Raw genomic sequence first — 24,112 nt, 5'->3', positions numbered from 1 at the left:
GGTGACGACATGGGCGGCGGCGACGTAGGCGGTGACGGCCCGGGCGGGGACGCCGCGGGCTGGGGCGCCGTCCACCGATCGGCGGCCGTAAGGGCTCCGCGCGCCCGGCGGCTAGGCTGCACCCCGTGAAGGTCCTCGTCATCGGCGGCGGCGCCCGCGAACACGCCCTGTGCCGCTCTCTGTCCCTCGACCCCGACGTCACCGCTCTGTACTGCGCCCCCGGCAACGCCGGCATCGCAGAGGTGGCCGAACTGCGCGCGGTCGACGCGCTCGACGGTGACGCCGTCGCGCGCCTCGCGACCGAGCTGGGCGCCGGGCTGGTGGTCGTCGGCCCGGAGGCGCCGCTCGTCGCCGGGGTCGCCGACGCCGTGCGCGCGGCCGGCATCCCCTGCTTCGGCCCGTCCGGCGAGGCCGCCCGGCTGGAGGGCTCCAAGGCGTTCGCCAAGGACGTCATGGCCGGCGCCGGGGTTCCCACCGCCCGCAGCTACGTCTGCACCACTCCGGCCGAGATCGACGAGGCCCTCGACGCGTTCGGAGCCCCGTACGTCGTCAAGGACGACGGCCTCGCGGCCGGCAAGGGCGTCGTCGTCACCGAGGACGTGGAGGCGGCCCGCGCCCACGCGCTGTCCTGCGACCGCGTGGTCATCGAGGAGTTCCTCGACGGCCCCGAGGTCAGCCTCTTCGCCATCACCGACGGCACCACCGTGGTGCCGCTCCAGCCCGCCCAGGACTTCAAGCGCGCCCTGGACGGCGACGAGGGCCCGAACACCGGCGGGATGGGCGCCTACTCCCCCCTCCCGTGGGCCGACCCCAAGCTGGTCGACGAGGTCCTCGAAACCGTCCTCCAGCCCACCGTCGACGAGCTGCGCCGCCGGGGAACGCCCTTCTCCGGGCTGCTCTACGCGGGTCTCGCGATCACCTCGCGCGGCGTGCGGGTCATCGAGTTCAACGCCCGTTTCGGCGACCCCGAGACCCAGGTCGTGCTGGCCCGGCTGAAGACCCCGCTGGCCGGTGTCCTGCTCGCCTCCGCCAACGGCGCCCTCGACACCCTCCCGCCGCTGAACTGGCGCGACGACGCCGCCGTCACCGTGGTCATCGCCTCGCACAACTACCCGGACACCCCGCGCACGGGCGACCCGATCGAGGGGCTCGCGGACGTCGCGGCGCAGGACGGGCCCGACGCGTACGTCCTGCACGCGGGAACCCGTGCCGAGGGCGACGCGGTGGTCAGCGCGGGCGGCCGGGTGCTCTCGGTGACCGCGACCGGCAAGGACCTCACGGCGGCCCGGGAACGCGCCTACACCGCACTCGGCCGCATCCGGCTCGACGGCTCCCACCACCGTACGGACATCGCCCTCAAGGCGGCACAGGCCTGACGCACCCCGTACGACGGCCGCCCGTACAGCCCCTCCGCCGCCCCCCGTACGCTCCGGCGTGCGCGGCAGGCGCGAGGGGCTGTCGCGCACCCGGACGACCCTGGGACCAGGGGAGAAGTCCGCTTGCCCATCGGCGCGGACACGTCAGCAGCTTTACCCAAAGCCATTCCATCGAGTGACGGCTGGGCCATCCGGATGACGGCCGCCGGAGCCCCAACTAGGGTGCGGCGCAAGCGTTCCGGCACTTGGCCCACCGGCATTGCGATGTCGGTGGGGGGTGCCACAGTGGGGGAGTGAGCAACACCGTCGCGGGGCAGAGGGGGTGACGTCCGACCGTGTCCGGTATCGATGTGGGTGAGGAGCTGGGCGCGCGGGCCGCGCGGGCCCGAGCGCTCTCCCTGCTGCGGATCCGCGGCAGGGCGCTGGCCGTGGCGATCCTGCCCGCGGCCGTCGCCGTCGTCCTGTTCGCCGCGGACGCGCAGGGGCATCTGGACGGGCCCGCCTGGGACACCGTGCGCTGGACGGTCCTCGCCGTCGCGGCCGCCGTGCTGCTGGTGACCGTCCCGGTCGCCGTCTCCGTGGCCCGCGCGCGGCCCGCCATGAGCCCCACGGTCCCCGTGCCCGAAGAAGGGGCCCCCGACCTCTACCGGCTGGTCCGGGAGCTGGCCGACCGGCTCGGTGTGCCCGCGCCCTCGGCCATAGCGCTCACCCCGGACTGCGACAGCTGGCTGGAGGACCGCACCCACCGCGCGCTCCGGAAGGCCCCGGGGGCCCCGGTGGCCGCCGGGGGCGCCGGCGCCGCCCCCGTCCTCGTCATCGGCTCGCCGTTCCTGTGGTGGATGCGGGTCGCCGAGCTGCGCGCGGTCCTGGCGCCCGTGGTGGCGGGCACCGGCCCGTCCGCCGACCCCGACATAGCCGCCGCCCGCCGCTTCGTCCGCGGTCTGGACGCCGCGATAGCGGATGCCGCCGCCCCCGGCAGGGGCGCGCTGCGCGGGGCGCCGCTCGCCTTCGTGGGCTGGGTCTCCCGGCTGCTGCTGCGGGCCTGCCGGGACCATGCCGCGGAGATGGAGCGCTGTGTGGCGGCCGCCGGTGCCCTGCGGGCCCAGACGGTCGACCAGAGGCTGCGCATCACGGCCCAGGAGCAGGTCGGCCTCGCCTACGCCGGCTGGGACCGCCTGCTGACCCGGGTGGCGCTGCCCGCCTGGCGGATGGGCCGCTGGCCCTCCCGGCTGGACGCCGGGGTGGTCGCCGCGCTCACCGAGCTCTCCCGCCGGGACCGGCTGGCCGACGGCTTCGCCCTGCGCCTCGGCGAGCGGCCCGCCTGCGACCTGCTGGAGGAGCCCGGGACGGCCGACGAGGCCGCCTCCCTGCTCGCCGCCCGCCTCTTCCACGGCGGTCCCGCCGAGAGCGGCCCGGAGTGGGCGCCGGTGGACTGGCAGCAGTATCCGGACGAGGTCGTCGACCGGAAGTGGCGCAGCGAGGCGGCCCGCCTGCACCGGGTCCTGGACACCCTGGGCGTCCCCCGGGCGTCCGCCGCCGACCCGGCCGATCCCACCCTGGCCCGGGTCGTGGAGCACCTGTCCGGGCCCGGCGGGTCGAGCGAGGAGCTGGCGGCGGGCATCGGCGCCGCGGTCGCCCGCGAGGAGGGCGGCCCCCAGGGCCCCGGCGGCGTCGGCCACGGAAGCAAGGGCCCCGGCGGCCAGGGGCACGGTGGCGGTGCGGCGGACGACCCCCTCGACCTCTGGGGCCCGGGCCCGCTGCCCCTCTTCCCGCTCCAGCCTCCCCGTACGGGCGCCGAACTGCTCGCCGATCACGTGGCGGCCATGGTCTGCTGCGCGGCCGTGGACACGGCGGGCGCGGCCCCGGGCCTGGACTGGCTGGACGGCCCCGCGCTGCTGGTCGGCGGGGAGCGCAGGGCGGACCTCGCGGACCCGGTCCTCAGCCTGGTCGAGGACGGCGATCCGGACCCGCTGCTGTCCTGGCTGGCCGACGTGGGCGTGCGCGCCGACAAGCCGGTCCGGCTGGTGTGAGCGTGTACGCCGCGCAAGCCGTACGAATGGACGGGCGCATATGCCGGACGGGCGGGCTCCCCGCGGGCCGGCCGGAAGGGCGCGTCCACCGCGCGCCCGGACGGGCCGGTACGCCGTGGAGGCGCGCGGGCGCGGGCGCCGGACCGGCTCGATCCGCCCGTAGGGAGCGCGTACGCCGGACAGATATGCGGGAACGGACCGGAAGAAACGGTTCCGTTCCCGCCAATTAGCGACGAAGGGTGACGAGCTGCGTGCGTTATGTGATGTGCTGGGACCGGCGCTGACGTTCGGCGCATCAGAGTTGTCCGGGGGACCCCCCTGCGCTTGTCCTTTCCGGGGGTCCGAGGGAGGGGCGCGGCATGGGGGCGGAGCAGATTCGCCGGTGGGAGTCGGGTGCCCTCGCGCACGCGGTGAGCGACCCCTTCGGACAGGGGCCGCTGCCCTGGCTGCGCGGCAGTGAGAACTACTTCGACGACACCGGTCAGGTCGTCCCCTGGTACGCCGACCTCGCCCGCTCCACCGGCGGCGGCACCCGCACCGCCGACGACGTACGCCGCCAGATCAAGGGCTTCGTCTCGCCCGGCGCGGCAGCCCCCGGCGAGGCCGTCGACTTCCACATCACGGTGGACCCGCCCCAGCAGTTCTCCGTGGACGTCTACCGGATCGGTCACTACGGCGGCGACGGCGCGTCCAAGATCACCACCAGCCCGCGGCTCTCCGGCATCGTCCAGCCCCCTCCGCTCGCCGCCGACCGGACCGTCTCCTGCCACCACTGGTGGATGTCCTGGCGGCTCCAGATCCCGAGCTACTGGTCGGTCGGCGCGTACGTGGCCGTCCTGACCACCGCCGACGGCTACCGCTCGCACATCCCCTTCACGGTGCGCGACGACCACCCCGCCGACCTGCTGCTCCTGCTGCCCGACATCACCTGGCAGGCGTACAACCTCTACCCGGAGGACGGCCGCACGGGCGCCAGCCTCTACCACGCGTGGGACGAGCGGGGGAGGCTGCTCGGCGAGGAGGACGCCGCCGTCACCATCTCCTTCGACCGCCCGTACGCCGGGGCCGGCCTGCCGCTCCACGTCGGCCACGCGTACGACTTCATCCGCTGGGCCGAGCGGTACGGGTACGACCTCGCCTACGCCGACGCCCGCGATCTGCACGCGGGCCGCGTCGACCCCGCCCGCTACCGGGGGCTGGTCTTCCCCGGCCACGACGAGTACTGGTCGCTGCCGATGCGCCGGGCCGCCGAGCGCGCCCGGGACACCGGCACCTCGCTCGTCTTCCTCTCCGCCAACACCATGTACTGGCAGGTGAGCCTCGCCCCTTCCGCATCGGGCGAGCCGGACCGCCTGCTGACCTGCCGCAAACGCCGGGGCCCGGGGAAGTCCGCGCTGTGGCGCGAGGTGGACCGGCCCGAGCAGCAGCTCCTGGGCATCCAGTACGCGGGCCGGGTGCCCGATCCCCGCCCGATGGTCGTGCGCAACGCCGAGCACTGGCTCTGGGAGGCGACGGGAGCGGCCGAGGGAGACGAGATCCCGGGGCTGGTCGCGGGCGAGGCCGACCGCTACTTCCCGCGCACCAGCCTGCCCCAGCACGACAACCGCATCCTGCTCGCCCACTCCCCGTACGAGGACTCCGAGGGGGCCCTCCGCCACCAGGAGACCTCGCTCTACCAGGCCCCCTCCGGCGCCCTCGTCTTCGCCTCCGGCACCTTCGCCTGGTCCCCGGCCCTGGACCGCCCGGGCCACACCGACCGCCGCATCCAACAGGCCACGGCCAACCTCCTGGACCGGATCTGCAAGAGCGACTGACCGGGACAGGAGCGACCGACCGGGCCGCGTACCCGGCAGCGGCATCGCGACCACCCGGTTCCGGGCCCCCGCCCAGGAGAAGCGCCCGCCTCCGGGCCGGCCCCCCGGCCGTCACCCTCCGGGGCCGGCCCCCGGCCGCCCCCCTTCGGGCCCGGCGCGCGCCGCAGGCACTTCGTGCGGGACAATCGGAACCGCTCCTGGATCAAGCTACGCGGAGGAACCGTGTCCGGTTTTGTAGAAAAGCCCGAGCCCGTACAGGTGCCGGGCCTCACCCACCTGCACACCGGCAAGGTGCGTGACCTGTACCGGAACGAGGCGGGCGACCTCGTGATGGTGGCCAGCGACCGCATCTCCGCGTACGACTGGGTGCTGCCCACGGCGATCCCCGACAAGGGCCGCGTCCTGACCCGGCTCTCGCTCTGGTGGTTCGACCAGCTCGCCGACCTGGTGCCCAACCACGTCCTCTCCACCGAGCTGCCCCCGGGCGCCCCGGCCGAGTGGGAGGGCCGCACCCTCATCTGCAAGAGCCTGCGCATGATCGAGGTCGAGTGCGTGGCCCGCGGCTACCTGACCGGCTCCGGGCTCGTCGAGTACGACGCCACCCGTACGGTCTGCGGCATCGGCCTCCCCGAGGGCCTGGTCAACGGCTCCGAGCTGCCCGGCGCGATCTTCACCCCGGCCACCAAGGCCGCCGTGGGCGAACACGACGAGAACGTCAGCTACGAGGAGGTGGCCCGCGAGGTCGGCGTGGAGACCGCCGCCCAGCTGCGGCAGACCACGCTCGACGTCTACCGCCGGGCACGCGACATCGCGCACCAGCGCGGGATCATCCTGGCCGACACCAAGTTCGAGTTCGGTTTCGAGACCGCCGAGGACGGGACCGAGCGGCTGATCATCGCCGACGAGGTGCTGACCCCGGACTCCTCCCGCTTCTGGCCCGCCGCCACCTGGGAGCCGGGCCGCGCCCAGCCCAGCTACGACAAGCAGTTCGTCCGCGACTGGCTGACCTCCCCGGCCTCCGGCTGGGACCGCGCGAGCGAGACGCCGCCCCCGGCGCTCCCGCAGGAGATCGTGGAGGCGACCCGCGCCAAGTACATCGAGGCGTTCGAGGTGCTGACCGGCGCGAACTGGGCGTAAGGGCCGACGGATACGAGGAAGGCCCCGGACCGAAAGGTCCGGGGCCTTCTCTGCGTGGAGCGGATGACCAGGTTCGAACTGGCGACCTCAACCTTGGCAAGGTTGCGCTCTACCAACTGAGCTACATCCGCAGTGCGCCGCAGCGCGCTGCCCACTATACCCAACCCCGCTCGCGTGCGAGACGCACGGCCGTGTGCCGGTTCTCGGCGCCGATCTTGGAAGCGGCCGAGGAGAGGTAGTTGCGCACGGTCCCCTGGGAGAGCGACGCCCGCTCGGCGATCTCCGCGACCGGCGCCCCGTCCGCCGCCAGTTCGAGCACCTCGGCTTCGCGGGCGGTCAGCGGCGAGTCCCCGGCGGCGATGGCGTCGGCGGCCAACTCCGGGTCCACGTAACGGTTTCCCGCGTGGACGGTACGGATGATCTCGGCGAGCCGGCGGGCGGAGACGGTCTTCGGCACGAACCCGCGTACGCCGGCGGCCAGCGCCCGCTTGAGGTGCCCGGGGCGGCCGTGGCTGGTCACGATCATGGTCCGGCAGTCCGGCAGCCCGGTCCGCAGCGATGTGGCGACCTTCACACCGTCCGCGCCCGGCATCTGGAGGTCCAGGACGGCGACGTCGGGCCGGTGCGCGAGCGCCATGGCCAGCGCCTCGGGGCCGCTCGCCGCCTCCGCGACCACGACGAGGTCCTCCTCCAGGGCGAGCAGCGCGGCCAACGCGCCCCGGATGAGGTGTTCGTCGTCGGCCAGCAGGACCCGCAGGGGCCGGTCGGTGGTCATCGTTCCTCCGGAGGAGCGGATGCGGAAGCGGGGTCGGAAGAGGCGGAGGAGGTGGACGAGGTGGGCGAGGCGGCGGGGTCGGAAGCGGTGGGAGAGGCGGCGGAGGTGCGGGAGGCGGCGGGGTCGGAAGCGGTGGGAGGGGTGGCGGGAGGGGAAGAGGCACGGGAGGTGGCGGAGGCAGGGGAGGAAGCCGCACGGCCGCCCGGCCGCGTACGGGGGCCCGTCAGCGGAACCGTCGCCGTTACCCGGAAGAGATCGTCCCCGGCCCTTCCCGCGCTGAGCGTCCCGCCGAGCGCTCCGAGCCGTTCGCGCAGCCCTCTCAGCCCCGCACCACCCCCGTCGCCCGGGCCGCCGTCGCCCGGGCCCGCGGGGCCCGCCCCGTCGTTCTCGACCTCCAGGACCACCGCGTCCCATGTCCGCGTGAGCCGGATCCGGCAGTGGCGGGGGTCGCCGTGGCGCAGGACGTTGGTCGCCGTCTCGCGCACCACCCAGCCGAGCGCGGCCTGCACGGCGGCGGGGGCGCCGATGCCGGCCGGGCCGTCCGCGCCCTCCACGCCCACGGAGATCCCGGCTGCCTCCAACACGCCTCGTGCGCCCATGAGTTCGGTGGGGAGGTCGGCCTCCCGGTAGCCGCGTACGACATCGCGGACCTCCTGCTGGGAGGCGCGGGCGATCCGCTGCACCTCGACCATCTGGTCCATCGCGGCGGGGTTCCCGCGCTGGGCCAGCTCCACGGCCAGCTCGCTCTTCAACGCGATCACGGACAGGTTCCGGCCCAGTACGTCGTGCATGTCCCGGCCGAACCGCAGCCGCTCCTCCGCCACCGCCAGCCGGGCCTGCATGTCCCGCGCCTCCTCCGCCTGCCACATCACGGACAGACTCCAGGCGCTCGGCCGGGCCGATACGAGCACCAGCAGAGTGACGACGGCCAGGGAGACGAAGGCCCCGAACAGCTGCCCGCCCGGTACGCCCACGGCCGCCAGGAGGGCCACGCCGGCCACCGAGAAGGCGGCGGCGTGGAGCAGGAACCTCCGGACCGGGACGAGCAGGACGTACGGGACGGCGAACGCCACGGGCAGGTCCAGCACCAGCAGGACGAGCCCCTCGTCCTTCACCCCGCCCACCCCCGCGAGGGCCACCAGCAGGCCGGTCATCACCGTCTGGAGCGCGGCGGGCAGGCGCAACCGCCGGGCGGGGAACGGCGCCGTGCCCCGGTAGTCCTCGAAGGCGGGCGCCAGGTTGCGGCTGCTCAGCACGGACTGGACGACGTTGGCGGCGAGGAACGCTCCGCCCAGGGCGATCGCCACCGCTCCCCGGTCCAGGGTCTCGCCGAGCGGCAGCAGCCCCCACGACACCGCGAAGAGCCAGATGATCGAGCAGAGCGTCACCCGGGTGTAGAGGTCGATGCGCTGCAGCTTGCTGCGTTCGTGCCAGCCGCGCCGCCAGCCCCGTACCCGCCCGATCACACCCTTCAGCCCCTTCACCTCAGCCGCGCGGATCCCAGCGGAACCACCGCTGCACAGCAAACACCGCGAACGCGGTCCAGGCCAACGCCACCGCGGCGGCCGTCAGCAGATCACCGCCCTCCACCCCGCCGAGCCAGCCGTGCTGGACGAGGGTCACCACCCCGGTCAGCGGCAGCAGTTCGAGTGCCGAGGCGAGCCTGTCCGGGAAGACGTCCAGCGGGACGAAGATCCCGGAGCCGAAGAGCGAGACGAAGTACAGCGGCAACGTGGTGAGCTGCGAGGTCTGGACCGTCCGCGTCAGCGCCGAGGTCGCGGCGGCCAGCGCCGACATCATCACCAGGCCCACCACCAGGCCCGCCAGGAACACCTCGGGGCGCTTCGGGGCCGCCAGGTCGAAGGCGATGGCGCCGGCCACGACGAGCAGCACGCACTGCACGAGCGCCAGGGCGATCGAGGGCACGGCGGTGGCGGTCAGGATCTCGCGGTCGGTGATCTCGCCGGTGCGCAGCCGCTTGAGGACGAGCTCCTCGCGCCGGGTGACGTAGCCGGTGACCAGGTTCATGTAGACGACCTGGAGGAGGACGACGCCGATGCCGCCGGTGAGGGCCGCGCCCGCGATCGAGAGCCCGGTACCGGTCAGGTCGATCTGCCGGAGCGACGCCCGGATCGAGAAGATCATGACGACCGGCAGCACCAGGGCCAGGAAGAGCGCCGACCGGTTGCGCAGGAGCAGCACCAGCTCGGCACGGGCGAGGGCGGTCAGCCGGCGCGCCGACGCGGCGGCCTTCGAGGGCGGCGCGGGGGAGCCGCCGGGGGCCGTGCGGTCGTCCGTGAGGACGGTGGGCGTGGTCATGCCGTCACCTTCTTCGTCTTCTCCGTCGCGTTCCGGACGCCGCCGTCCGCGGGGCCGCCGGCCCCGGCCCGCCGCGGGTCGTCGGCGCGGGAACGCAGTTGGGTGTGGGCGATCTGGAGGAACGCCTCCTCCAGGGAGGCGGAGCGGGCGTCGAGGTCGAGCAGGTGCACGCCCGACTCCCGTGCCCAGCCCAGCAGTTCGTGCAGCGCTTCCTGGAGCACCGGGGTGCGGATCTCGATCCGCCGCCCCTCCGCGGCCGCCCGCAGGGAGAGCGGAAGACGCGCTGCCGGTACGTCGTCGGGCAGCGTGAACCGGATGCGTGCGGGCTGTGACGCGGTCACCTCGGCGGTCGTTCCGGCCGTCACGATCTGCCCCTGGTGCATGATCGCCAGCCGGTCCGCGAGCGCCTCCGCCTCCTCCAGGTAGTGGGTGGTCAGCAGGACGGTCGTGCCGTTGTCCCGGAGCGCCCGGATCAGCTCCCAGGTGGACCGGCGGCCCTCCGCGTCCAGTCCCGTGGTCGGCTCGTCGAGGAAGAGCACCTCGGGCCGCGAGGTCAGGGCGAGCGCCAGGTCCAGGCGGCGCTTCTCGCCGCCGGACAGCTGCTTGACCCGCACCCCGGTGCGGCTCGTGAGGCCGACCATGTCCAAGGCCTCGGCGGCGGGGCGTGCGCCGGTGGTGCACGCGGACCACATCCGCGCGGTCTCCAGGACGGTGAGGTCGGAGGGGAAGCCGCCCTCCTGGAGCATCACCCCGGTCCGGGGCCGGACGGCGGCGCGTTCGCGGTACGGGTCGTGGCCGAGGATCCGGACGGTCCCGGAGGTCGGGAGCGCCAGCCCCTCCAGGAGTTCGACGGTCGAGGTCTTGCCCGCCCCGTTCGTCCCGAGCAGGGCGAACAGTTCGCCGCGGGCCACGGAGAAGGAGATGCCGGACACGGCCTCGAAGCCGTCCTGGTAGCTGCGGCGGACCCCGTCCGCCGCGATCACCGTCTCCGCGCCGGGCGTGCCTCCGGTCGGGCCACCGGTCGAGGCCGGCCGGGCGCTGAACATGTCGTCGCTGGTCATGCTTGAAGGCTTCCGCCGGACCGGGCCCGCGGGCAGTGCGCGCTGTCATCACTGCTCATGACAAACGTCATGGGGGGGGCGTGCCGGGGCGGCCGGGGAGACGGGGGCGAGGAGGGGAACACGACAGAGGCCCCGATCCGAAGATCGGGGCCTCTGCTGCTGAGCGGACGACCAGGTTCGAACTGGCGACCTCAACCTTGGCAAGGTTGCGCTCTACCAACTGAGCTACGTCCGCAATGCGACCACTCGGCTTTCACCGGTGGAGCGAGCACCACTCTACCTGATCCGACGGTGTGGCCGGTCCGGAGAGTCGTGCAGAGCGGGTGACAGGAATTGCACACTGCGCCTTCCCCCTGGAAGGGGGATGTTCTACTACTGAACTACACCCGCACGCTGCGTGGGATTCGGCTTTGCGGCCTCGCCCCTCGGCGTGCTCCAGACTCTAGCCGACCTGCGGGGGTGTCGCGCAAGTCGGCTCCCTCCGGCGTTCGCGGGCCGGGCCCCGGCGCCCGGTCGGAGGGGCGCGCGGAGGCCGGTCGGAGGGGTGCCCGGGGGCCGGTCGGAGGGGCGTCCGGAGCCCGTTCCGCCCCGCCCCGGGGGAGGGTGACGGGCCGTCCGGAGCGGGGGCCGGCCGCCGTTCCGGACGGACCCTGCCCGCTGGGCGCCCCTGCCCGCCGGACGGCCCCGCTCGCCGCGCGACCGCGTGCCGCCCGGTGGCTCCGGCCGGTCGCCGGCGGCTCAGCCGGCCGCGTCGAACGCCTCGTAGACCTTCTTCGGGATGCGGCCCCGGGCCGGCACCTCCATCCGGTGCGAGCGGGCCCAGGCGCGGACGGCCGCCGGGTCCGGGGCGAGGGAGGTGTGCCGGTAGGACGTGGGCTTCCGCCCGTGCTTGCCGGTGTGGGTCTGCTTTCGGGCGGCGGCCACGTAAGGCGCCAGGGCCTTCCGCAGTTTCCTGGCGTTGGCGGGATTGAGGTCGATCTCGTACGTCTTCCCGTCCAGGGCGAAGGCCACCGTTTCCGCCGCCTCTCCCCCGTCGATGTCGTCGGAGAGCGTCACCACTACGCGCTGAGCCACGGATATCGGTCCTTTCCTACGGCATCGGCGCGTCCTGCGTGCGCGGATGCCGGCCTTCCGGCTGCCAGGCGGGCGGATGCGGATCGACGCGATGTCGACTGGTCCGTTGTTCCCGTTTTTCCGTTGTTTGCCAGGGGTCGATGCTGCTTTCCCCCTAATCATTTGTACAGCGGCGGACACCACATTGTGAAGCCCGACCAATTACCTCCGCGTGTCCGTGTGCAATCCGGGTACAAACGGCGCGAGTTTTTCCCAGACCTTTTCCTTGCGGTGTCGCCGCCGATATCCGGACGTGATCCGCGGAAGATGTCCGCCGGGTCCGCCCTGCCCGATATCTACCCGCGTAGAAATTTTGGGCAGGTACGCTGAGTGGACCCGCGGGGGTCTGGGGGACCCCCCTGGAGAGACAGCCGCACCACACCACCACACCGGGAGTGCCAGTGGCACGCGTCGTAGTCGACGTCATGCTCAAGCCCGAGATCCTCGACCCGCAGGGACAGGCGGTGCAGCGCGCACTGCCCCGTCTCGGCTTCGAGGGAATCGCGGACGTTCGTCAGGGAAAGCGTTTCGAGCTGGAGGTCGAGGGGCCGGTCGACGACGCCGCCCTCGCCCGCATTAACGAGATGGCCGAGACGTTCCTCGCCAACACCGTCATCGAGGACTTCGTCGTGAAGGTGGAGGAGGAGAAGTGACCACCCGTATCGGCGTCGTCACTTTTCCCGGCACCCTCGACGATCAGGACGCCCTGCGCGCCGTCCGGATCGCGGGCGCCGAGCCCGTATCCCTGTGGCACCGCGACAAGGATCTCCACCAGGTCGACGCGGTCGTGCTGGCCGGCGGTTTCTCGTACGGGGACTACCTCCGGGCGGGGGCGATTTCCCGCTTCTCGCCGGTGATGGAAACCCTCATCGAGCAGGCGAAGGCCGGGATGCCGGTCCTCGGCATCTGCAACGGCTTCCAGATCCTGACCGAGGCGCACCTGCTGCCCGGCGCGATGCTGCGCAACAACCACCTCCACTTCGTCTGCCGCGACCAGAGCCTGCGGGTCGAGAACGCGGAGACCGCCTGGACCTCGGACTACAGCGCCGGCCAGGAGATCAGGGTTCCGCTCAAGAACATGGACGGCCGGTACACCGCCGACGAGCGCACGCTCGACGAGCTGGAGGCCGAGGGCCGCGTCGCCTTCCGCTACCTGGAGGGCAACCCCAACGGCTCGCTCCGCGACATCGCGGGCATCACCAACGCCGCGGGCAACATCGTCGGCCTGATGCCGCATCCGGAGCACGCCGTGGAGCCGCTCGTCGGCACCGGCCGCACCGACGGCCTCGGTTTCTTCACCTCGATCATCAAGAAGCTGGTCAACGCATGAGCCTGGATACGGTCAAGCACGCGGCCGAGACCCCGGACGCCGAGCAGCCCTGGAAGGAGCTCGGCCTCAAGGAGGACGAGTACGCCCGGATCCGCGAGATCCTGGGCCGCCGCCCCACCGGCGCCGAGCTCGCCATGTACTCGGTGATGTGGTCGGAGCACTGCTCGTACAAGAGCAGCAAGGTCCACCTCAAGCAGTTCGGCGAGAAGGTCCCGGAGAACGACGCCATGCTCGTCGGCATCGGCGAGAACGCCGGCGTCGTCGACGTCGGCCAGGGGTACGCGGTCACCTTCAAGGTCGAGTCGCACAACCACCCCTCGTACATCGAGCCCTACCAGGGCGCGGCCACCGGCATCGGCGGCATCGTCCGCGACATCCTCGCGATGGGCGCCCGCCCGGTGGCGGTCGTGGACCCCCTGCGCTTCGGCGCCGCCGACCACCCCGACACCAAGCGCGTCCTGCCGGGCGTCGTCGCGGGCATCGGCGGCTACGGCAACTGCCTGGGCCTGCCCAACATCGGCGGCGAGGTCGTCTTCGACGCCTGCTACCAGGGCAACCCGCTGGTCAACGCCGGCTGCATCGGTGTGATGAAGCACGAGGACATCCACCTCGCCCAGGCGTCGGGCCCCGGCAACAAGGTCATCCTGTACGGCGCCCGCACCGGCGGCGACGGCATCGGCGGCGTCTCCGTGCTGGCCTCCGAGACCTTCGAGTCCACCGGGCCGGCCAAGCGCCCCGCCGTCCAGGTCGGCGACCCCTTCCAGGAGAAGCTCCTCATCGAGTGCACCCTGGAGATCTTCAAGGAGAAGCTCGTCGCGGGCATCCAGGACCTCGGCGGCGCCGGGCTCTCCTGCGCCACCAGCGAGCTGGCCTCCGCCGGTTCCGGCGGCATGCGCGTCGAGCTGGACACCGTGCCGCTGCGCGACTCCTCGCTCTCGCCCGAGGAGATCCTCATGAGCGAGTCGCAGGAGCGCATGTGCGCGATCGTCGAGCCGCAGCACGTGGACCGGTTCCTGGAGATCTGCGAGAAGTGGGACGTCATCGCCACCGTCATCGGTGAGGTGACCGACGGCTCCCAGCTGGAGATCTACTGGCACGGCGAGCAGATCGTGGACGTGCCGCCGCGCTCGGTCGCCCACGACGGCCCGGTCTACCACCGCCCGTTCGCCCGCCCGTCCTGGCAGGACGCGCTCCAGGCGGACGACGCGGGCAGGCTCGCCCGCCCGGGAGACGCCGCCGAGCTGCGCGAGCAGGTCCTCAAGCTGGTCGCCTCCCCGAACCAGGCCTCCAAGGCGTGGATCACCGACCAGTACGACCGCTTCGTGCAGGGCAACACCGTCCTCGCGATGGGCGAGGACGCGGGCATGGTCCGCATCGACGCCGAGACGAACCTGGGCGTGGCGCTGGCGACCGACGGCAACGGCCGGTACGCCAAGCTCGACCCGTACACCGGCGCGCAGCTCGCGCTGGCGGAGTCGTACCGCAACGTCGCCGCCTCCGGCGCCCGGCCGCTGGCCATCTCGGACTGCCTGAACTTCGGTTCGCCCGAGGACCCGGACGTCATGTGGCAGTTCGCGGAGGCCACGCGCGGTCTCGCGGACGGCTGCCTGGAGCTGGGCACCCCGGTCACCGGCGGCAACGTCTCGCTGTACAACCAGACCGGTGAGACGGCGATCCACCCGACGCCGGTCGTGGCCGTGCTCGGTGTGATCGACGACGTGAACCGGCGCACGCCGGTCGCCTTCGCGGAAGAGGGCCAGCTCCTCTACCTGCTGGGCGACACGGCCGAGGAGTTCGGCGGCTCGGCCTGGTCCGAGGTCGTCCACCAGCACCTCGGCGGCCTGCCGCCCAAGGTGGACCTGGCCCGCGAGAAGCTGCTCGCCGACATCCTCATCTCGGCCTCGCGCGACGGCATGATCGACGCCGCGCACGACCTGAGCGACGGCGGTCTCATCCAGGCCGTCACCGAGTCCTGCCTGCGCGGCGGGAAGGGCGCCCGGCTGGTCGTGCCGGACGGCCTGGACGCGTTCACGTTCCTCTTCTCCGAGTCGGCGGGCCGCGCGGTCGTCGCGGTCCCGCGCAGCGAGGAGCTCCGCTTCACCGACATGTGCGGCGCGCGCGGTCTGCCCGTCGCTCGCATCGGCGTGGTGGACGGCGAGGAGATCGAGATCCAGGGCGAGTTCAGCATCCCGCTGAGCGAGCTGCGTACGGCGCACGAGGCGACGATCCCCGCGCTGCTCGCCTGAGCCGCGCGCCGACCGGCGTTTCTCCGAAGCCCCCGCCCGGGCCATCCGGGCGGGGGCTTCGGCCTTCTCACCCACCTCTTGTTGGAAATTACGTAATTACGTAAGGTTGTGTCATGGAGCTGGAGCAGCGGGTCGCCGAGCTGGAGCGGCGGCTCACGGCACTGGAAGGGCGGGAACCCGCGTCCCCCCGACTGGGAGACGGCGACTTCTGGGCGCTGGACGGGCTGAAACAGCAGCTGGCCGCCGTCGGAGAAGCCGCCGCCGACGGCGGAGTGCTGTACACGGGCGCGGTGCGGCTGCCCACCGGCGAGAGCTACGAGTGGCAGTACGGCGCTCTCACCGAGGCCCTGGTCGAGGGGGACTGGGCGGACGCCGCCGAGTCGTTCGCCGCGCTCGGCCATCCGGTCCGGCTGCGCCTGCTCCGCGAGATCCTCGGCGGCCTGAGGACGGCCGCCGAACTGGCCGCGCTCGACGGGGCCGGCACCACCGGCCAGATCTACCACCACCTGCGCCAGTTGACCGCCGCGGGCTGGCTGCAGGCGACGGGCCGCGGCCGGTACGAGATCCCGCCGGTCCGGGTGGTGCCGCTGCTGGTGGTGCTCACGGCGGCGCGACCGTAGGGGCCGCGGGCCGAACGCAGACGACAGGGGGAGACGACCATGACCGTCCGCAGAGCCGTTCCGACCGCCATGCGGCTGTCCTGGGCGGCGCTGTTCGCGCTGGTGATCGGGGAGTCCGTCACCGATCTGCCCGGGCCGGGGTGGGCGACCACCCTCCTGCCCGCCGTGGTCGTCCTCGCCCTCATGGCGGCGACGACCGTCCTCCAGGCCAGGGCCGCCCGGCCCCGCGGCGTGCCGCGGCCCCCGGTCGAGGTCGCCCCGCCGGTGACCGGCCGCTGGACGGCCTTCAACAGCCCGGCGGACAAGGCGCCGAGCCACGGGACGCACGTGTACGGGCAGACGTACGCGATCGACATCGTGGCCGAGCCGGAGACGGCGGAGGGCGAGGGTCCGGCCCGCCCGGCGTCCCACCGGCTCTGGCCGCTCGTCCGCCGCAACCGCGCCTTCCCCGCGTTCGGCGCGCCGCTGCTCGCGGTGGCCGACGCCACGGTCGTACGGACGAGCGACGGACAGCGCGACCACCTGAGCCGCACCTCGCTGCCCGCCCTCGCGTACCTGATGTTCCTGGAGGGCGTGGTCCGCTCGATCCTGGGTGCGCACCGGATCCTCGGAAACCACGTCGTCCTCGACCTCGGCGGCGGTGTGTACGCGGTGTACGCCCACGCCCGGCGCGGCTCGCTCCGGGTGAAGCCGGGGGACCGGGTCCGGGCCGGGCAGGAGATCGGGCGCGTGGGCAACTCCGGCAACACCACCGAACCGCACCTCCACTTCCATCTGATGGACGGCCCGGACCCCGACGACGCCCGGGGCGTCCCGTTCATGTGGCGGGGGGTCGGCGTCCCCGCCGACGGTGAGACGTTCACGGTCGGGGAACGGGTCACCGGGGTCTGAGGGCGCGTTGTCGGGAAGGCGGGCTACGCTCGGCCCATGCCTCCGGCCAAGAAGCGCCCGCGCGCCTACGACTACCTCAGGACCCGTACCGCGGTCCTCGCCCAGTTCGGCCATGTGCGCGACGCCGTCGCGGAGTTGACGCCCGAACAGCTCGCCGCGCCGACCCGGCTCGGCGACTGGACGGTGCGCGAGCTGGCCGCCCACATCGCGATGGGGCTGAGCAGCGTCGCCCGCTCCCTGGCCCTGCCGGAGCCGCCCGGCGCCAAGCCCGGTCTCGTCCTGGCGGAGTGGCCGTCGGCCACCGCCGCGTACGCCGCCCCGATCTCCGCGGACGTCGTGGAGCTGGCGGCCGGCAGCCCCGACCTCGTCGCGCTGTACGAGGAGGCGGAGGCGGATTTCGCGGCGGCGGTCCCCGCCACCGGCACGGGGGAGCGGTTGCTGGCCACCCGGGTCGGATCCATGCGGCTGGTCGACTACCTGGTCACCCGGACCGTCGAGCTGACCGTCCACACCGACGACCTGAACGCGGCGCTCGGGCTGGAGGTCCCCTACGACCGGCAGGCGCTGGCCGCCTGCACCCGGCTGCTGGCGGACGCCCTCGCGGACCGGGCCCCCGGCGGCTCGGTCGAGGTGCGCGTGCCGCCGTTCGCGGTGGTCCAGTGCATCGGCGGGCCGAAGCACACCCGGGGCACCCCGCCCAACGTCGTGGAGACCGCCCCGCTCACCTGGCTGCGGCTCGCCACGGGGCGTACGCAGTGGGCGCGGGCCCTGGCGGACGCCGAGGTCGCCGCCGGCGGGGAGCGGGCCGATCTGGCCGCGCTGCTGCCCCTGATGGGGTGAGGCGCCCGCCCGGAAGCGGAACGCCCGGAAGCGGAACGCACGGAACCGGAACGCACGGAACCGGACCGGGGGGCCGTTCCGTCACATCGCCATGCGCACACAACGGATGACCCTCAGCGTCAGCGTCCTGGCCCTCCTCGCCCTCGCCGCCTGCGGTACGGAGTCCGGTTCCGGTTCCGGTGGCGGCGGCGACGCCGTGCAGAGCGACGTCCCCGTCACCGGCGTCGCCTGGAGCGTGGACTCGGTGACCGTCGACGGGAAGAAGACCGAGGCCCCGGCGGGGGCCCGGATGGAGATCGACCCGAAGGGCCGCGCCACCGCGGATTTCGGTTGCAACCACATCGGCGTGGACGCGCGGGTGGAGGGCGACCGGATCACCCTCGGCAAGCCCGTCACCACGCAGATGGCGTGCGACGAGGAGATCGAGAAGTTCGAGAAGGCCGCCATCGACGCGATGGGCGGCGAACTGACCGCGAAGCTCTCGGGCGGGAAGCTGACCCTCACCAAGGAAGGCGGCGCGACCATGGAGCTCAGCGAGGAGAAGGCCGCCGACCTGGTCGGCACCCGGTGGACGGTGACCACGCTGCTCGACGGCGAGACGGCCACCACCGTGCCGGCCGACCTGCCCGCCGAGCGGGCGCCCCGCCTGACCTTCGCCGAGGACGGCGCCGTACGGGGCGACTCCGGCTGCAACTCCTTCAGCGGCAAGGCCGCGGTGAAGGGCTCCACGATCACCTTCGGGCCGATCATGAGCACCCGGAAGATGTGCCCGGAGGCGGAGATGAAGGTGGAACGCGCCGTGCTCGCGGCCCTCGGCGGCCCGGCGACGTACACGATCAAGGGCAGCACCCTCACCCTCACCGGGGAGGACGGCAAGGGGATCGGCGCCACCGCCGCCCCCGCCGGGGCCGCCCCCCGGCACGGGTGACCCGGAGGGCGCGCCCGCGGCCCGTGACGGAGGCGCGGCGGGTGCCGCAGGACGTGCGGGCCGGTGGGCGGCCGTGCCCGCCCCGGCGGCCGGGTGCCGACCGGCCGGGGCGCGCCGCCGGACGCCGCTGAAGACGGGTCAGGAGGCTTTCGGATAGGGGAGCAGGCCGGAGTCGGTCCTCTCCCACGACGCCCGCAACTCGGCCAGCCGTCCCGGGTCGGTCTTCGCCCGGTCGGCCTGCTCGCGCCGGTCCTCGGCCAGGTTGAACAGCTGGTCGGTCCCGCTCCTTCCCCGGTAGTACTTCCAGTCGCCGCGCCGCAGCGCCCGCTCGCCGCGCCGCAGCGCCCGCTCGCCGCGCACCCGCCAGAACAGGTCGCGTTCCTTCGGCGTCTCACCCCGCAGCAGGTACCCCGCGAGGCTGATGCCGTCCAGCGGGTGGGCGGGGTCCGGTCGTGCCCCGCCCAGCTCCAGCAGGGTGGCCGTCCAGTCGGGGGAGAACACCGGCAGATCGCTGACCTGGCCCCCCTCGATGCGGGCGGGCCAGCGCAGCACCGAGGGGACGCGGATGCCGCCCTCCTGGAGCGAGCTCTTGTTGCCGGTGAGCGGCCAGTTGTAGGAGAACCGCTCGCCGCCGTTGTCGCTGGCGAAGAAGACCAGGGTGTCCTTCTCCTGCCCCGACCGCTTCAGCGCCTTCAGCACCTCGCCGACCGAGCGGTCCAGGTCCTCGACCATCTCCGTGTACTTCTCGACCGAGCCGCCGTCGGCGTGCCGGAGGGCGGACCGGTCGCCGGCCTCGATCCGCCGGACGATCTCGGCGCTCGCCCCGGTGTCGCCGTCGGCGATCCAGGGCCAGTGCGGGGTGGTGAAGTTCAGGTTGAGCAGCCACGGCCCGCCGTCGTGGCCGCGCCGCACGTACTCGCTCGCGCGCTCCGTGAGGACCCGGGTGTAGTACCGCAGGTCCTTGTACTCGGCGTCGCCCTCGTACAGGTCGTACTCGCCCCCCAGGCCGAGCTTGGAGTAGTACTCCAGGGCCCCGCCGAAGTTGCCGAAGAACTCGTCGTACCCCGACTTCGTCGGGCTGTAGTCCGGCAGGTACCCGCAGTGCCACTTGCCGATCAGCGCGGTCGCGTAGCCGACGCCGCGCAGGAGCGAGGCCAGCGTCGGATGGGTGGGCTCCAGCCCTGCCGAACGGTCGGCGATGGGCTCGGCGAGCCCGCCCCGCGTACGCCCCGGATAGCGCCCCGTGTAGAGGCTGAACCGGGTCGGGGAGCAGGTCGCGGATCCCGCGTACGCGTCGGTGAAGCGCACGCCCTGCCGCGCCAGCCCGTCCAGGTGGGGCGTGCGGATGTGTGGAGACCCGTACGAGGAGAGGTCCGCCCAGCCGAGGTCGTCGCCGAGGATGAAGAGGATGTTGGGACGGCGCGCGTGTTTGCCGCGGGCGGCGCGGAACGGGCGTTCCCGTGGCACGTCGGCGGCGGCCGTGCCCGCGGCGGTCGCCGGGGCGGCCCCCGCCGTCCCGGCCGCCGTGACGGCGGCCGCGCCGACGGCGGTGGTGAAGGCGCGCCGGGTCAGCGGCGTCCCGGATCGTGGTTCCGCAGGCGTGTGCGCATCGCGAGAGGTCATGAGGGCTCCTGGGCGGGCCTCGGGCGCCGGTCGGAGGACGGGGCGCGAGGCGGTGGGCGCGACGTTCCGGCGGGCGGGGGCCCGCGGAGGGGCGCACCCGCCCGCGAGGGACGGAAGAGGGAGGGAGAGCGAGAGGGAGGAACGCGGGCGCGCAGGCCGGGGCCCGGGGCGGAGGCCCTGCGGGGTCCGGGAGGTGCGGCTTCCTCAGGCGCGGCGACAGATGGCGCTCGCTACACGTCCCAGATCGACGTGCCGGCGCACCACGAGCGTGATCGAGAGATCACCGAGGGGCTGCATGGGGGAGGAGCCTGCCAACGGGCCGGGGAGCTGTCAATGGCGGTCTCGGACTGCGGACGACGGCCCTCGTCCTCCACGGCCCTCGTCCTCCACGGCCCCCGCCCTCCACGGCCCGGGCCGCTCGCCCGGGGCCCGGAGGTGTGAGGCTCACCACGGAACGAGCGTTCGGCCAGGGGGCGGGGCGGCGTTCGGGCGGGTTCACCGAGCGCCACGGACCCTCCTCCGCTCCCGCCGCTCGCTACCGATCGGTAACCGGTTCTCCGGCCCGGAAATGAGTGCCGCGGTCGCCTCGCACAGCCCGTACCACCCCCACGGTGGTAACGCAGCGTCACCGGCCGAAGCCCCGCGAATCGCCCGTCCCGCGCGGTCCCCGGGGCCGCCGTCCCCGCTCCGCCCGGCGTTTGCCCGCCGGTCCCCAATTCGGACCAGTGGTCGATCTCCCCTACACTCGGTGCCGTGCCCCGTGGTGATGGACGACTCAACCACGACCTGCTCCCCGGAGAGAAAGGCCCCCAGGACGCTTGTGGCGTCTTCGGTGTCTGGGCTCCGGGTGAAGAGGTCGCCAAGCTCACCTATTTCGGACTGTATGCCCTGCAGCACCGCGGACAGGAATCCGCGGGCATCGCAGTGAGCAACGGGTCCCAGATCCTGGTCTTCAAGGACATGGGACTGGTCTCGCAGGTCTTCGACGAAACGTCTCTGGGTTCCCTCCAGGGCCATATCGCGGTCGGACATGCCCGCTACTCCACCACCGGCGCCTCGGTGTGGGAGAACGCGCAGCCGACGTTCCGTGCCACCGCGCACGGCTCGATCGCCCTCGGCCACAACGGGAACCTGGTCAACACCGCCCAGCTCGCGGAGATGGTCGCCGACCTCCCGCGCAAGGACGGCCGCGCCACCCAGGTCGCCGCGACCAACGACACCGACCTGGTGACCGCGCTGCTCGCCGGGCAGCGCGACGAGGACGACAAGCCGCTCACCATCGAGGAAGCCGCCGCCAAGGTGCTCCCCGATGTGAAGGGCGCGTTCTCGCTCGTCTTCATGGACGAGCACACCCTCTACGCCGCCCGCGACCCGCAGGGCATCCGCCCGCTGGTCCTCGGCCGGCTGGAGCGCGGCTGGGTGGTCGCCTCGGAGTCCGCGGCGCTCGACATCTGCGGCGCCAGCTACGTGCGCGAGATCGAGCCGGGCGAGCTGGTCGCCATCGACGAGAACGGTCTGCGCACCTCTCGCTTCGCGGAAGCGAAGCCCAAGGGCTGCGTCTTCGAGTACGTCTACCTGGCCCGCCCCGACACCGACATCGCCGGCCGCAACGTCTACCTCTCCCGGGTGGAGATGGGCCGGAAGCTGGCCGCCGAGGCCCCCGCCGAGGCGGACCTCGTCATAGCGACCCCGGAATCCGGCACCCCCGCCGCGATCGGGTACGCGGAGGCGAGCGGCATCCCGTTCGGCGCCGGACTGGTGAAGAACGCCTACGTCGGCCGGACCTTCATCCAGCCCTCGCAGACCATCCGCCAGCTCGGCATCCGGCTCAAGCTGAACCCGCTCAAGGAAGTCATCAAGGGCAAGCGCCTGGTGGTCGTCGACGACTCGATCGTCCGCGGCAACACCCAGCGCGCCCTGGTCCGGATGCTCCGCGAGGCCGGTGCGGCCGAGATCCACATCCGGATCTCCTCGCCGCCGGTGAAGTGGCCCTGCTTCTTCGGGATCGACTTCGCCACCCGCGCCGAGCTGATCGCCAACGGCATGACCGTCGACGAGATCTGCACCTCCATGGGCGCCGACTCCCTCGCGTACATCTCGATCGACTCGATGATCGAGGCGACGACGATCGACAAGCCGAACCTCTGCCGCGCCTGCTTCGACGGTGAGTACCCGATGGAGCTGCCCGACCCGGAGCTGCTCGGCAAGCAGCTGCTGGAGACCGAGCTGGCGGCGGGCCCGGCGGCGACCGCCGCGGCCGACGCGCTGCGCCGTCCGTGACCCGGACGCGCCGCCGCATCCCCCACCAGCCCCGTATCTCCACACGAAAGATCCCACGCCATGTCTGAGACAACAGGTGCCTCCTACGCGGCGGCCGGCGTCGACATCGAAGCCGGCGACCGCGCCGTCGAGCTGATGAAGGAGTGGGTGAAGAAGACGCAGCGCCCCGAGGTCGCGGGCCTCGGCGGCCTGGGCGGCTTCGCCGGCCTCTTCGACGCCTCGGCGCTCAAGCGCTACGAGCGGCCCCTGCTGGCCTCCGCCACCGACGGCGTGGGCACCAAGGTGGACCTGGCGCGCCGGATGGGCGTGTACGACACCATCGGCCGCGACCTGGTCGGCATGGTCGTGGACGACCTCGTCGTCTGCGGCGCCGAACCGCTGTTCATGACCGACTACATCTGCGTCGGCAAGGTGCACCCCGAGCGGGTCGCCGCCATCGTGAAGGGCATCGCCGAGGGCTGCGTCCTGGCGGGCTGCGCCCTGGTCGGCGGCGAGACGGCCGAGCACCCCGGGCTGCTGGGCCCGGACGACTTCGACGTCGCCGGGGCCGGTACGGGCGTGGTCGAGGCCGACCGCCTGCTCGGACCCGACCGCATCCGCGAGGGCGACGCGGTGATCGCCATGGCGTCCTCCGGTCTTCACTCCAACGGGTACTCGCTCGTCCGCCACGTGGTCTTCGACCGGGCCGGCTGGTCCCTGGACCGCGAGGTCGAGGAGTTCGGCCGCACGCTCGGCGAGGAGCTGCTGGAGCCCACCCGGATCTACTCCCTGGACTGCCTGGCGCTCACCCGGACGACCGATGTGCACGGCTTCAGCCACGTCACCGGCGGCGGGCTGGCGAACAACCTGGCGCGGGTGATCCCGGACGGCCTGCACGCCACGGTGGACCGCTCCACCTGGACGCCCGGCGCGGTCTTCGACCTGGTCGGCAAGGCCGGGAAGGTCGAGCGGCTGGAGCTGGAGAAGACGCTCAACATGGGCGTCGGCATGATCGCGATCGTCCCGGCGGAGTCGGTGGACGCCGCGCTGACGACGCTGGCCGACCGAGGGGTCGACTCCTGGGTCGCCGGCGAGATCGTCGACCGCGGCGACCACGCGACCGGCGCCGAGCTGACCGGCGACTACGCGCGCTAGCCGGCCGTGTGCGCGGAGCGCCGGGCGGACCGCCCGGCGCCCCGCGCATCAGCCGGCGCCCGGCCCGGCCGCCCGGATCGGGACACACAGAACCCGGCCCGGGGCTGGCCCGGACCGGGTTGAAGTGTCAGCGCGAGGTCAGGCGCCGCGGCGCTGTGATGACGACGGGCCGGACTGATCGTCCTGATCGTCGTCATCGTCCTGGTTGTAGCGATCCGCGTACTGTGCGTACGGGTCATCCTCCTCGTCATCCTCGAACGGCTCTGCGTTCGGTGGCTGACTCGAAGGCGATGCGCCCAGCTCATTGGCCAGACGCGACAGATCAGTCCCGCCGGTGCTGTACTTCAGCTGGCGGGCGACCTTGGTCTGCTTGGCCTTTGCCCGGCCGCGCCCCATGGCTCGACCCCCTCGGTGACGGGGCTCGACGGCCCCAGAGTCTTGACACGCGTTCATGTTTCAGGACGGACTCCCCGGAGGGAGACCGTGCCCGTAGGGCTTTAACGGTACCTGCTTCCGTGGCCATACGGTACGCCGCCCGCGTTCCGGTCCCGGCACGGGGCCACCGAGGAGCCCCTTCCTCGCTGGTCAACTGCGA

At 73.1% G+C, this 24,112-nt stretch carries 21 protein-coding genes and 3 tRNA genes; 13 read left to right on the top strand and 11 right to left on the bottom strand.

Translation table 11 applies throughout. From position 1 onward, the window contains the following. Positions 1-125 precede the first annotated feature (125 nt). The 4 genes from purD (at position 126) to ACH4K1_RS29095 (ending at position 6,357) form a co-directional block, all read left to right on the top strand. Complete coding sequence (gene purD / locus ACH4K1_RS29110) at positions 126-1,376, top strand: phosphoribosylamine--glycine ligase (RefSeq protein WP_398092542.1); 1,251 nt, start codon at positions 126-128, stop codon at positions 1,374-1,376. Positions 1,377-1,711: 335 nt separating this feature from the next. Then, on the top strand, positions 1,712-3,406 hold the full coding sequence (locus tag ACH4K1_RS29105) for a hypothetical protein (RefSeq protein ID WP_398092541.1): 1,695 nt from the start codon (positions 1,712-1,714) through the stop codon (positions 3,404-3,406). A 359-nt stretch (positions 3,407-3,765) separates the two neighbouring features. Further along, positions 3,766-5,220, top strand: a complete 1,455-nt coding sequence (locus ACH4K1_RS29100; protein WP_398092540.1) for a N,N-dimethylformamidase beta subunit family domain-containing protein — start codon at positions 3,766-3,768, stop codon at positions 5,218-5,220. A 222-nt stretch (positions 5,221-5,442) separates the two neighbouring features. Next, complete coding sequence (locus tag ACH4K1_RS29095; protein ID WP_398092539.1) at positions 5,443-6,357, top strand: phosphoribosylaminoimidazolesuccinocarboxamide synthase; 915 nt, start codon at positions 5,443-5,445, stop codon at positions 6,355-6,357. Between the two features lie 55 nt (positions 6,358-6,412). Here ACH4K1_RS29095 and ACH4K1_RS29090 read toward each other — a convergent pair. From ACH4K1_RS29090 to ACH4K1_RS29055, 8 genes are all read right to left on the bottom strand, one after another. Beyond that, a tRNA-Gly gene (locus tag ACH4K1_RS29090) sits at positions 6,413-6,488 on the bottom strand. Positions 6,489-6,511: 23 nt separating this feature from the next. After that, positions 6,512-7,132, bottom strand: coding sequence for a response regulator (locus tag ACH4K1_RS29085; protein ID WP_398092538.1), 621 nt, complete (start codon positions 7,130-7,132; stop codon positions 6,512-6,514). Continuing rightward, on the bottom strand, positions 7,129-8,598 hold the full coding sequence (locus ACH4K1_RS29080; RefSeq protein WP_398092537.1) for a sensor histidine kinase: 1,470 nt from the start codon (positions 8,596-8,598) through the stop codon (positions 7,129-7,131). The genes ACH4K1_RS29085 and ACH4K1_RS29080 overlap by 4 nt, the downstream gene beginning before the upstream one ends. Positions 8,599-8,617: 19 nt before the next feature. After that, positions 8,618-9,451: an ABC transporter permease gene (locus ACH4K1_RS29075; protein WP_398092536.1), complete on the bottom strand. Its 834-nt coding sequence runs from the start codon at positions 9,449-9,451 to the stop codon at positions 8,618-8,620. After that, positions 9,448-10,512: an ABC transporter ATP-binding protein gene (locus ACH4K1_RS29070; protein ID WP_398092535.1), complete on the bottom strand. Its 1,065-nt coding sequence runs from the start codon at positions 10,510-10,512 to the stop codon at positions 9,448-9,450. The genes ACH4K1_RS29075 and ACH4K1_RS29070 overlap by 4 nt, the downstream gene beginning before the upstream one ends. Positions 10,513-10,674: 162 nt before the next feature. Next, positions 10,675-10,747: transfer RNA gene (locus ACH4K1_RS29065), tRNA-Gly, on the bottom strand. 83 nt (positions 10,748-10,830) lie between these two features. Further along, a tRNA-Gly gene (locus ACH4K1_RS29060) sits at positions 10,831-10,902 on the bottom strand. A gap of 348 nt (positions 10,903-11,250) precedes the next feature. Then, entirely contained in the window at positions 11,251-11,586 is a 336-nt protein-coding gene (locus ACH4K1_RS29055; RefSeq protein ID WP_398092534.1) for an Lsr2 family protein, read from the bottom strand. 440 nt (positions 11,587-12,026) lie between these two features. Between ACH4K1_RS29055 and purS the strand changes: the two genes are divergently transcribed. From purS to ACH4K1_RS29020, 7 genes are all read left to right on the top strand, one after another. Next, positions 12,027-12,278, top strand: a complete 252-nt coding sequence (purS, locus tag ACH4K1_RS29050; RefSeq protein ID WP_010056446.1) for a phosphoribosylformylglycinamidine synthase subunit PurS — start codon at positions 12,027-12,029, stop codon at positions 12,276-12,278. Then, entirely contained in the window at positions 12,275-12,955 is a 681-nt protein-coding gene (gene purQ, locus ACH4K1_RS29045; RefSeq protein ID WP_145798408.1) for a phosphoribosylformylglycinamidine synthase subunit PurQ, read from the top strand. The genes purS and purQ overlap by 4 nt, the downstream gene beginning before the upstream one ends. After that, on the top strand, positions 12,952-15,201 hold the full coding sequence (purL, locus tag ACH4K1_RS29040; protein WP_398092533.1) for a phosphoribosylformylglycinamidine synthase subunit PurL: 2,250 nt from the start codon (positions 12,952-12,954) through the stop codon (positions 15,199-15,201). Before purQ ends, purL begins: the two co-directional genes overlap by 4 nt. Before the next feature lie 113 nt (positions 15,202-15,314). After that, complete coding sequence (locus tag ACH4K1_RS29035) at positions 15,315-15,821, top strand: ArsR/SmtB family transcription factor (protein WP_398092532.1); 507 nt, start codon at positions 15,315-15,317, stop codon at positions 15,819-15,821. A gap of 39 nt (positions 15,822-15,860) precedes the next feature. Further along, the gene (locus ACH4K1_RS29030; protein WP_398092531.1) at positions 15,861-16,712 is read left to right on the top strand and encodes a M23 family metallopeptidase; all 852 of its coding nucleotides are present in this window, start codon (positions 15,861-15,863) and stop codon (positions 16,710-16,712) included. A 36-nt stretch (positions 16,713-16,748) separates the two neighbouring features. Beyond that, positions 16,749-17,552, top strand: a complete 804-nt coding sequence (locus tag ACH4K1_RS29025) for a sterol carrier family protein (RefSeq protein ID WP_398092530.1) — start codon at positions 16,749-16,751, stop codon at positions 17,550-17,552. A gap of 91 nt (positions 17,553-17,643) precedes the next feature. Next, entirely contained in the window at positions 17,644-18,480 is an 837-nt protein-coding gene (locus ACH4K1_RS29020) for an META domain-containing protein (RefSeq protein WP_398092529.1), read from the top strand. Between the two features lie 138 nt (positions 18,481-18,618). On the opposite strand, the gene ACH4K1_RS29015 is transcribed toward ACH4K1_RS29020, so the two are convergent. Beyond that, positions 18,619-20,103 (bottom strand): sulfatase, encoded by a 1,485-nt coding sequence (locus tag ACH4K1_RS29015; RefSeq protein WP_398092528.1) that lies wholly within the window; start codon positions 20,101-20,103, stop codon positions 18,619-18,621. A gap of 204 nt (positions 20,104-20,307) precedes the next feature. Further along, positions 20,308-20,400 (bottom strand): putative leader peptide, encoded by a 93-nt coding sequence (locus ACH4K1_RS29010; RefSeq protein WP_350693465.1) that lies wholly within the window; start codon positions 20,398-20,400, stop codon positions 20,308-20,310. A 456-nt stretch (positions 20,401-20,856) separates the two neighbouring features. On the opposite strand from ACH4K1_RS29010, the gene purF reads away from it, so the two are divergent. Then, on the top strand, positions 20,857-22,383 hold the full coding sequence (gene purF / locus ACH4K1_RS29005) for an amidophosphoribosyltransferase (RefSeq protein ID WP_073767903.1): 1,527 nt from the start codon (positions 20,857-20,859) through the stop codon (positions 22,381-22,383). Positions 22,384-22,443: 60 nt separating this feature from the next. Continuing rightward, the gene (gene purM / locus ACH4K1_RS29000) at positions 22,444-23,517 is read left to right on the top strand and encodes a phosphoribosylformylglycinamidine cyclo-ligase (protein ID WP_398092527.1); all 1,074 of its coding nucleotides are present in this window, start codon (positions 22,444-22,446) and stop codon (positions 23,515-23,517) included. 138 nt (positions 23,518-23,655) lie between these two features. On the opposite strand, the gene ACH4K1_RS28995 is transcribed toward purM, so the two are convergent. Next, positions 23,656-23,913 carry a DUF3073 domain-containing protein gene (locus ACH4K1_RS28995; protein WP_073767899.1) on the bottom strand — a complete coding sequence of 86 codons (258 nt, stop codon included), beginning with the start codon at positions 23,911-23,913 and terminating at the stop codon, positions 23,656-23,658. Between the last annotated feature and the right edge of the window lie 199 nt (positions 23,914-24,112).

This window comes from Streptomyces sp. NPDC017448 (assembly GCF_044330565.1).
In the GTDB taxonomy this organism is placed as follows: domain Bacteria; phylum Actinomycetota; class Actinomycetes; order Streptomycetales; family Streptomycetaceae; genus Streptomyces.
Note: the sequence above shows the minus strand (reverse complement) of the source record. Positions and strands in the feature narration are given on the sequence as shown.

Excerpts from the sequence above, each read along its gene's own strand:
- ACH4K1_RS29100 (WP_398092540.1), top strand. The coding sequence starts at position 3,766 with ATGGGGGCGGAGCAGATTCGCCGGTGGGAGTCGGGTGCCCTCGCGCAC.
- ACH4K1_RS29035 (WP_398092532.1), top strand. The coding sequence starts at position 15,315 with ATGGAGCTGGAGCAGCGGGTCGCCGAGCTGGAGCGGCGGCTCACGGCA.
- purM (WP_398092527.1), top strand. The coding sequence starts at position 22,444 with ATGTCTGAGACAACAGGTGCCTCCTACGCGGCGGCCGGCGTCGACATC.
- ACH4K1_RS29025 (WP_398092530.1), top strand. The coding sequence starts at position 16,749 with ATGCCTCCGGCCAAGAAGCGCCCGCGCGCCTACGACTACCTCAGGACC.
- ACH4K1_RS29075 (WP_398092536.1), bottom strand. The coding sequence starts at position 9,451 with ATGACCACGCCCACCGTCCTCACGGACGACCGCACGGCCCCCGGCGGC.
- ACH4K1_RS29070 (WP_398092535.1), bottom strand. The coding sequence starts at position 10,512 with ATGACCAGCGACGACATGTTCAGCGCCCGGCCGGCCTCGACCGGTGGC.
- ACH4K1_RS29010 (WP_350693465.1), bottom strand. The coding sequence starts at position 20,400 with ATGCAGCCCCTCGGTGATCTCTCGATCACGCTCGTGGTGCGCCGGCAC.
- ACH4K1_RS29020 (WP_398092529.1), top strand. The coding sequence starts at position 17,644 with ATGCGCACACAACGGATGACCCTCAGCGTCAGCGTCCTGGCCCTCCTC.
- purL (WP_398092533.1), top strand. The coding sequence starts at position 12,952 with ATGAGCCTGGATACGGTCAAGCACGCGGCCGAGACCCCGGACGCCGAG.
- ACH4K1_RS28995 (WP_073767899.1), bottom strand. The coding sequence starts at position 23,913 with ATGGGGCGCGGCCGGGCAAAGGCCAAGCAGACCAAGGTCGCCCGCCAG.
- ACH4K1_RS29030 (WP_398092531.1), top strand. The coding sequence starts at position 15,861 with ATGACCGTCCGCAGAGCCGTTCCGACCGCCATGCGGCTGTCCTGGGCG.
- ACH4K1_RS29085 (WP_398092538.1), bottom strand. The coding sequence starts at position 7,132 with ATGACCACCGACCGGCCCCTGCGGGTCCTGCTGGCCGACGACGAACAC.
- ACH4K1_RS29015 (WP_398092528.1), bottom strand. The coding sequence starts at position 20,103 with ATGACCTCTCGCGATGCGCACACGCCTGCGGAACCACGATCCGGGACG.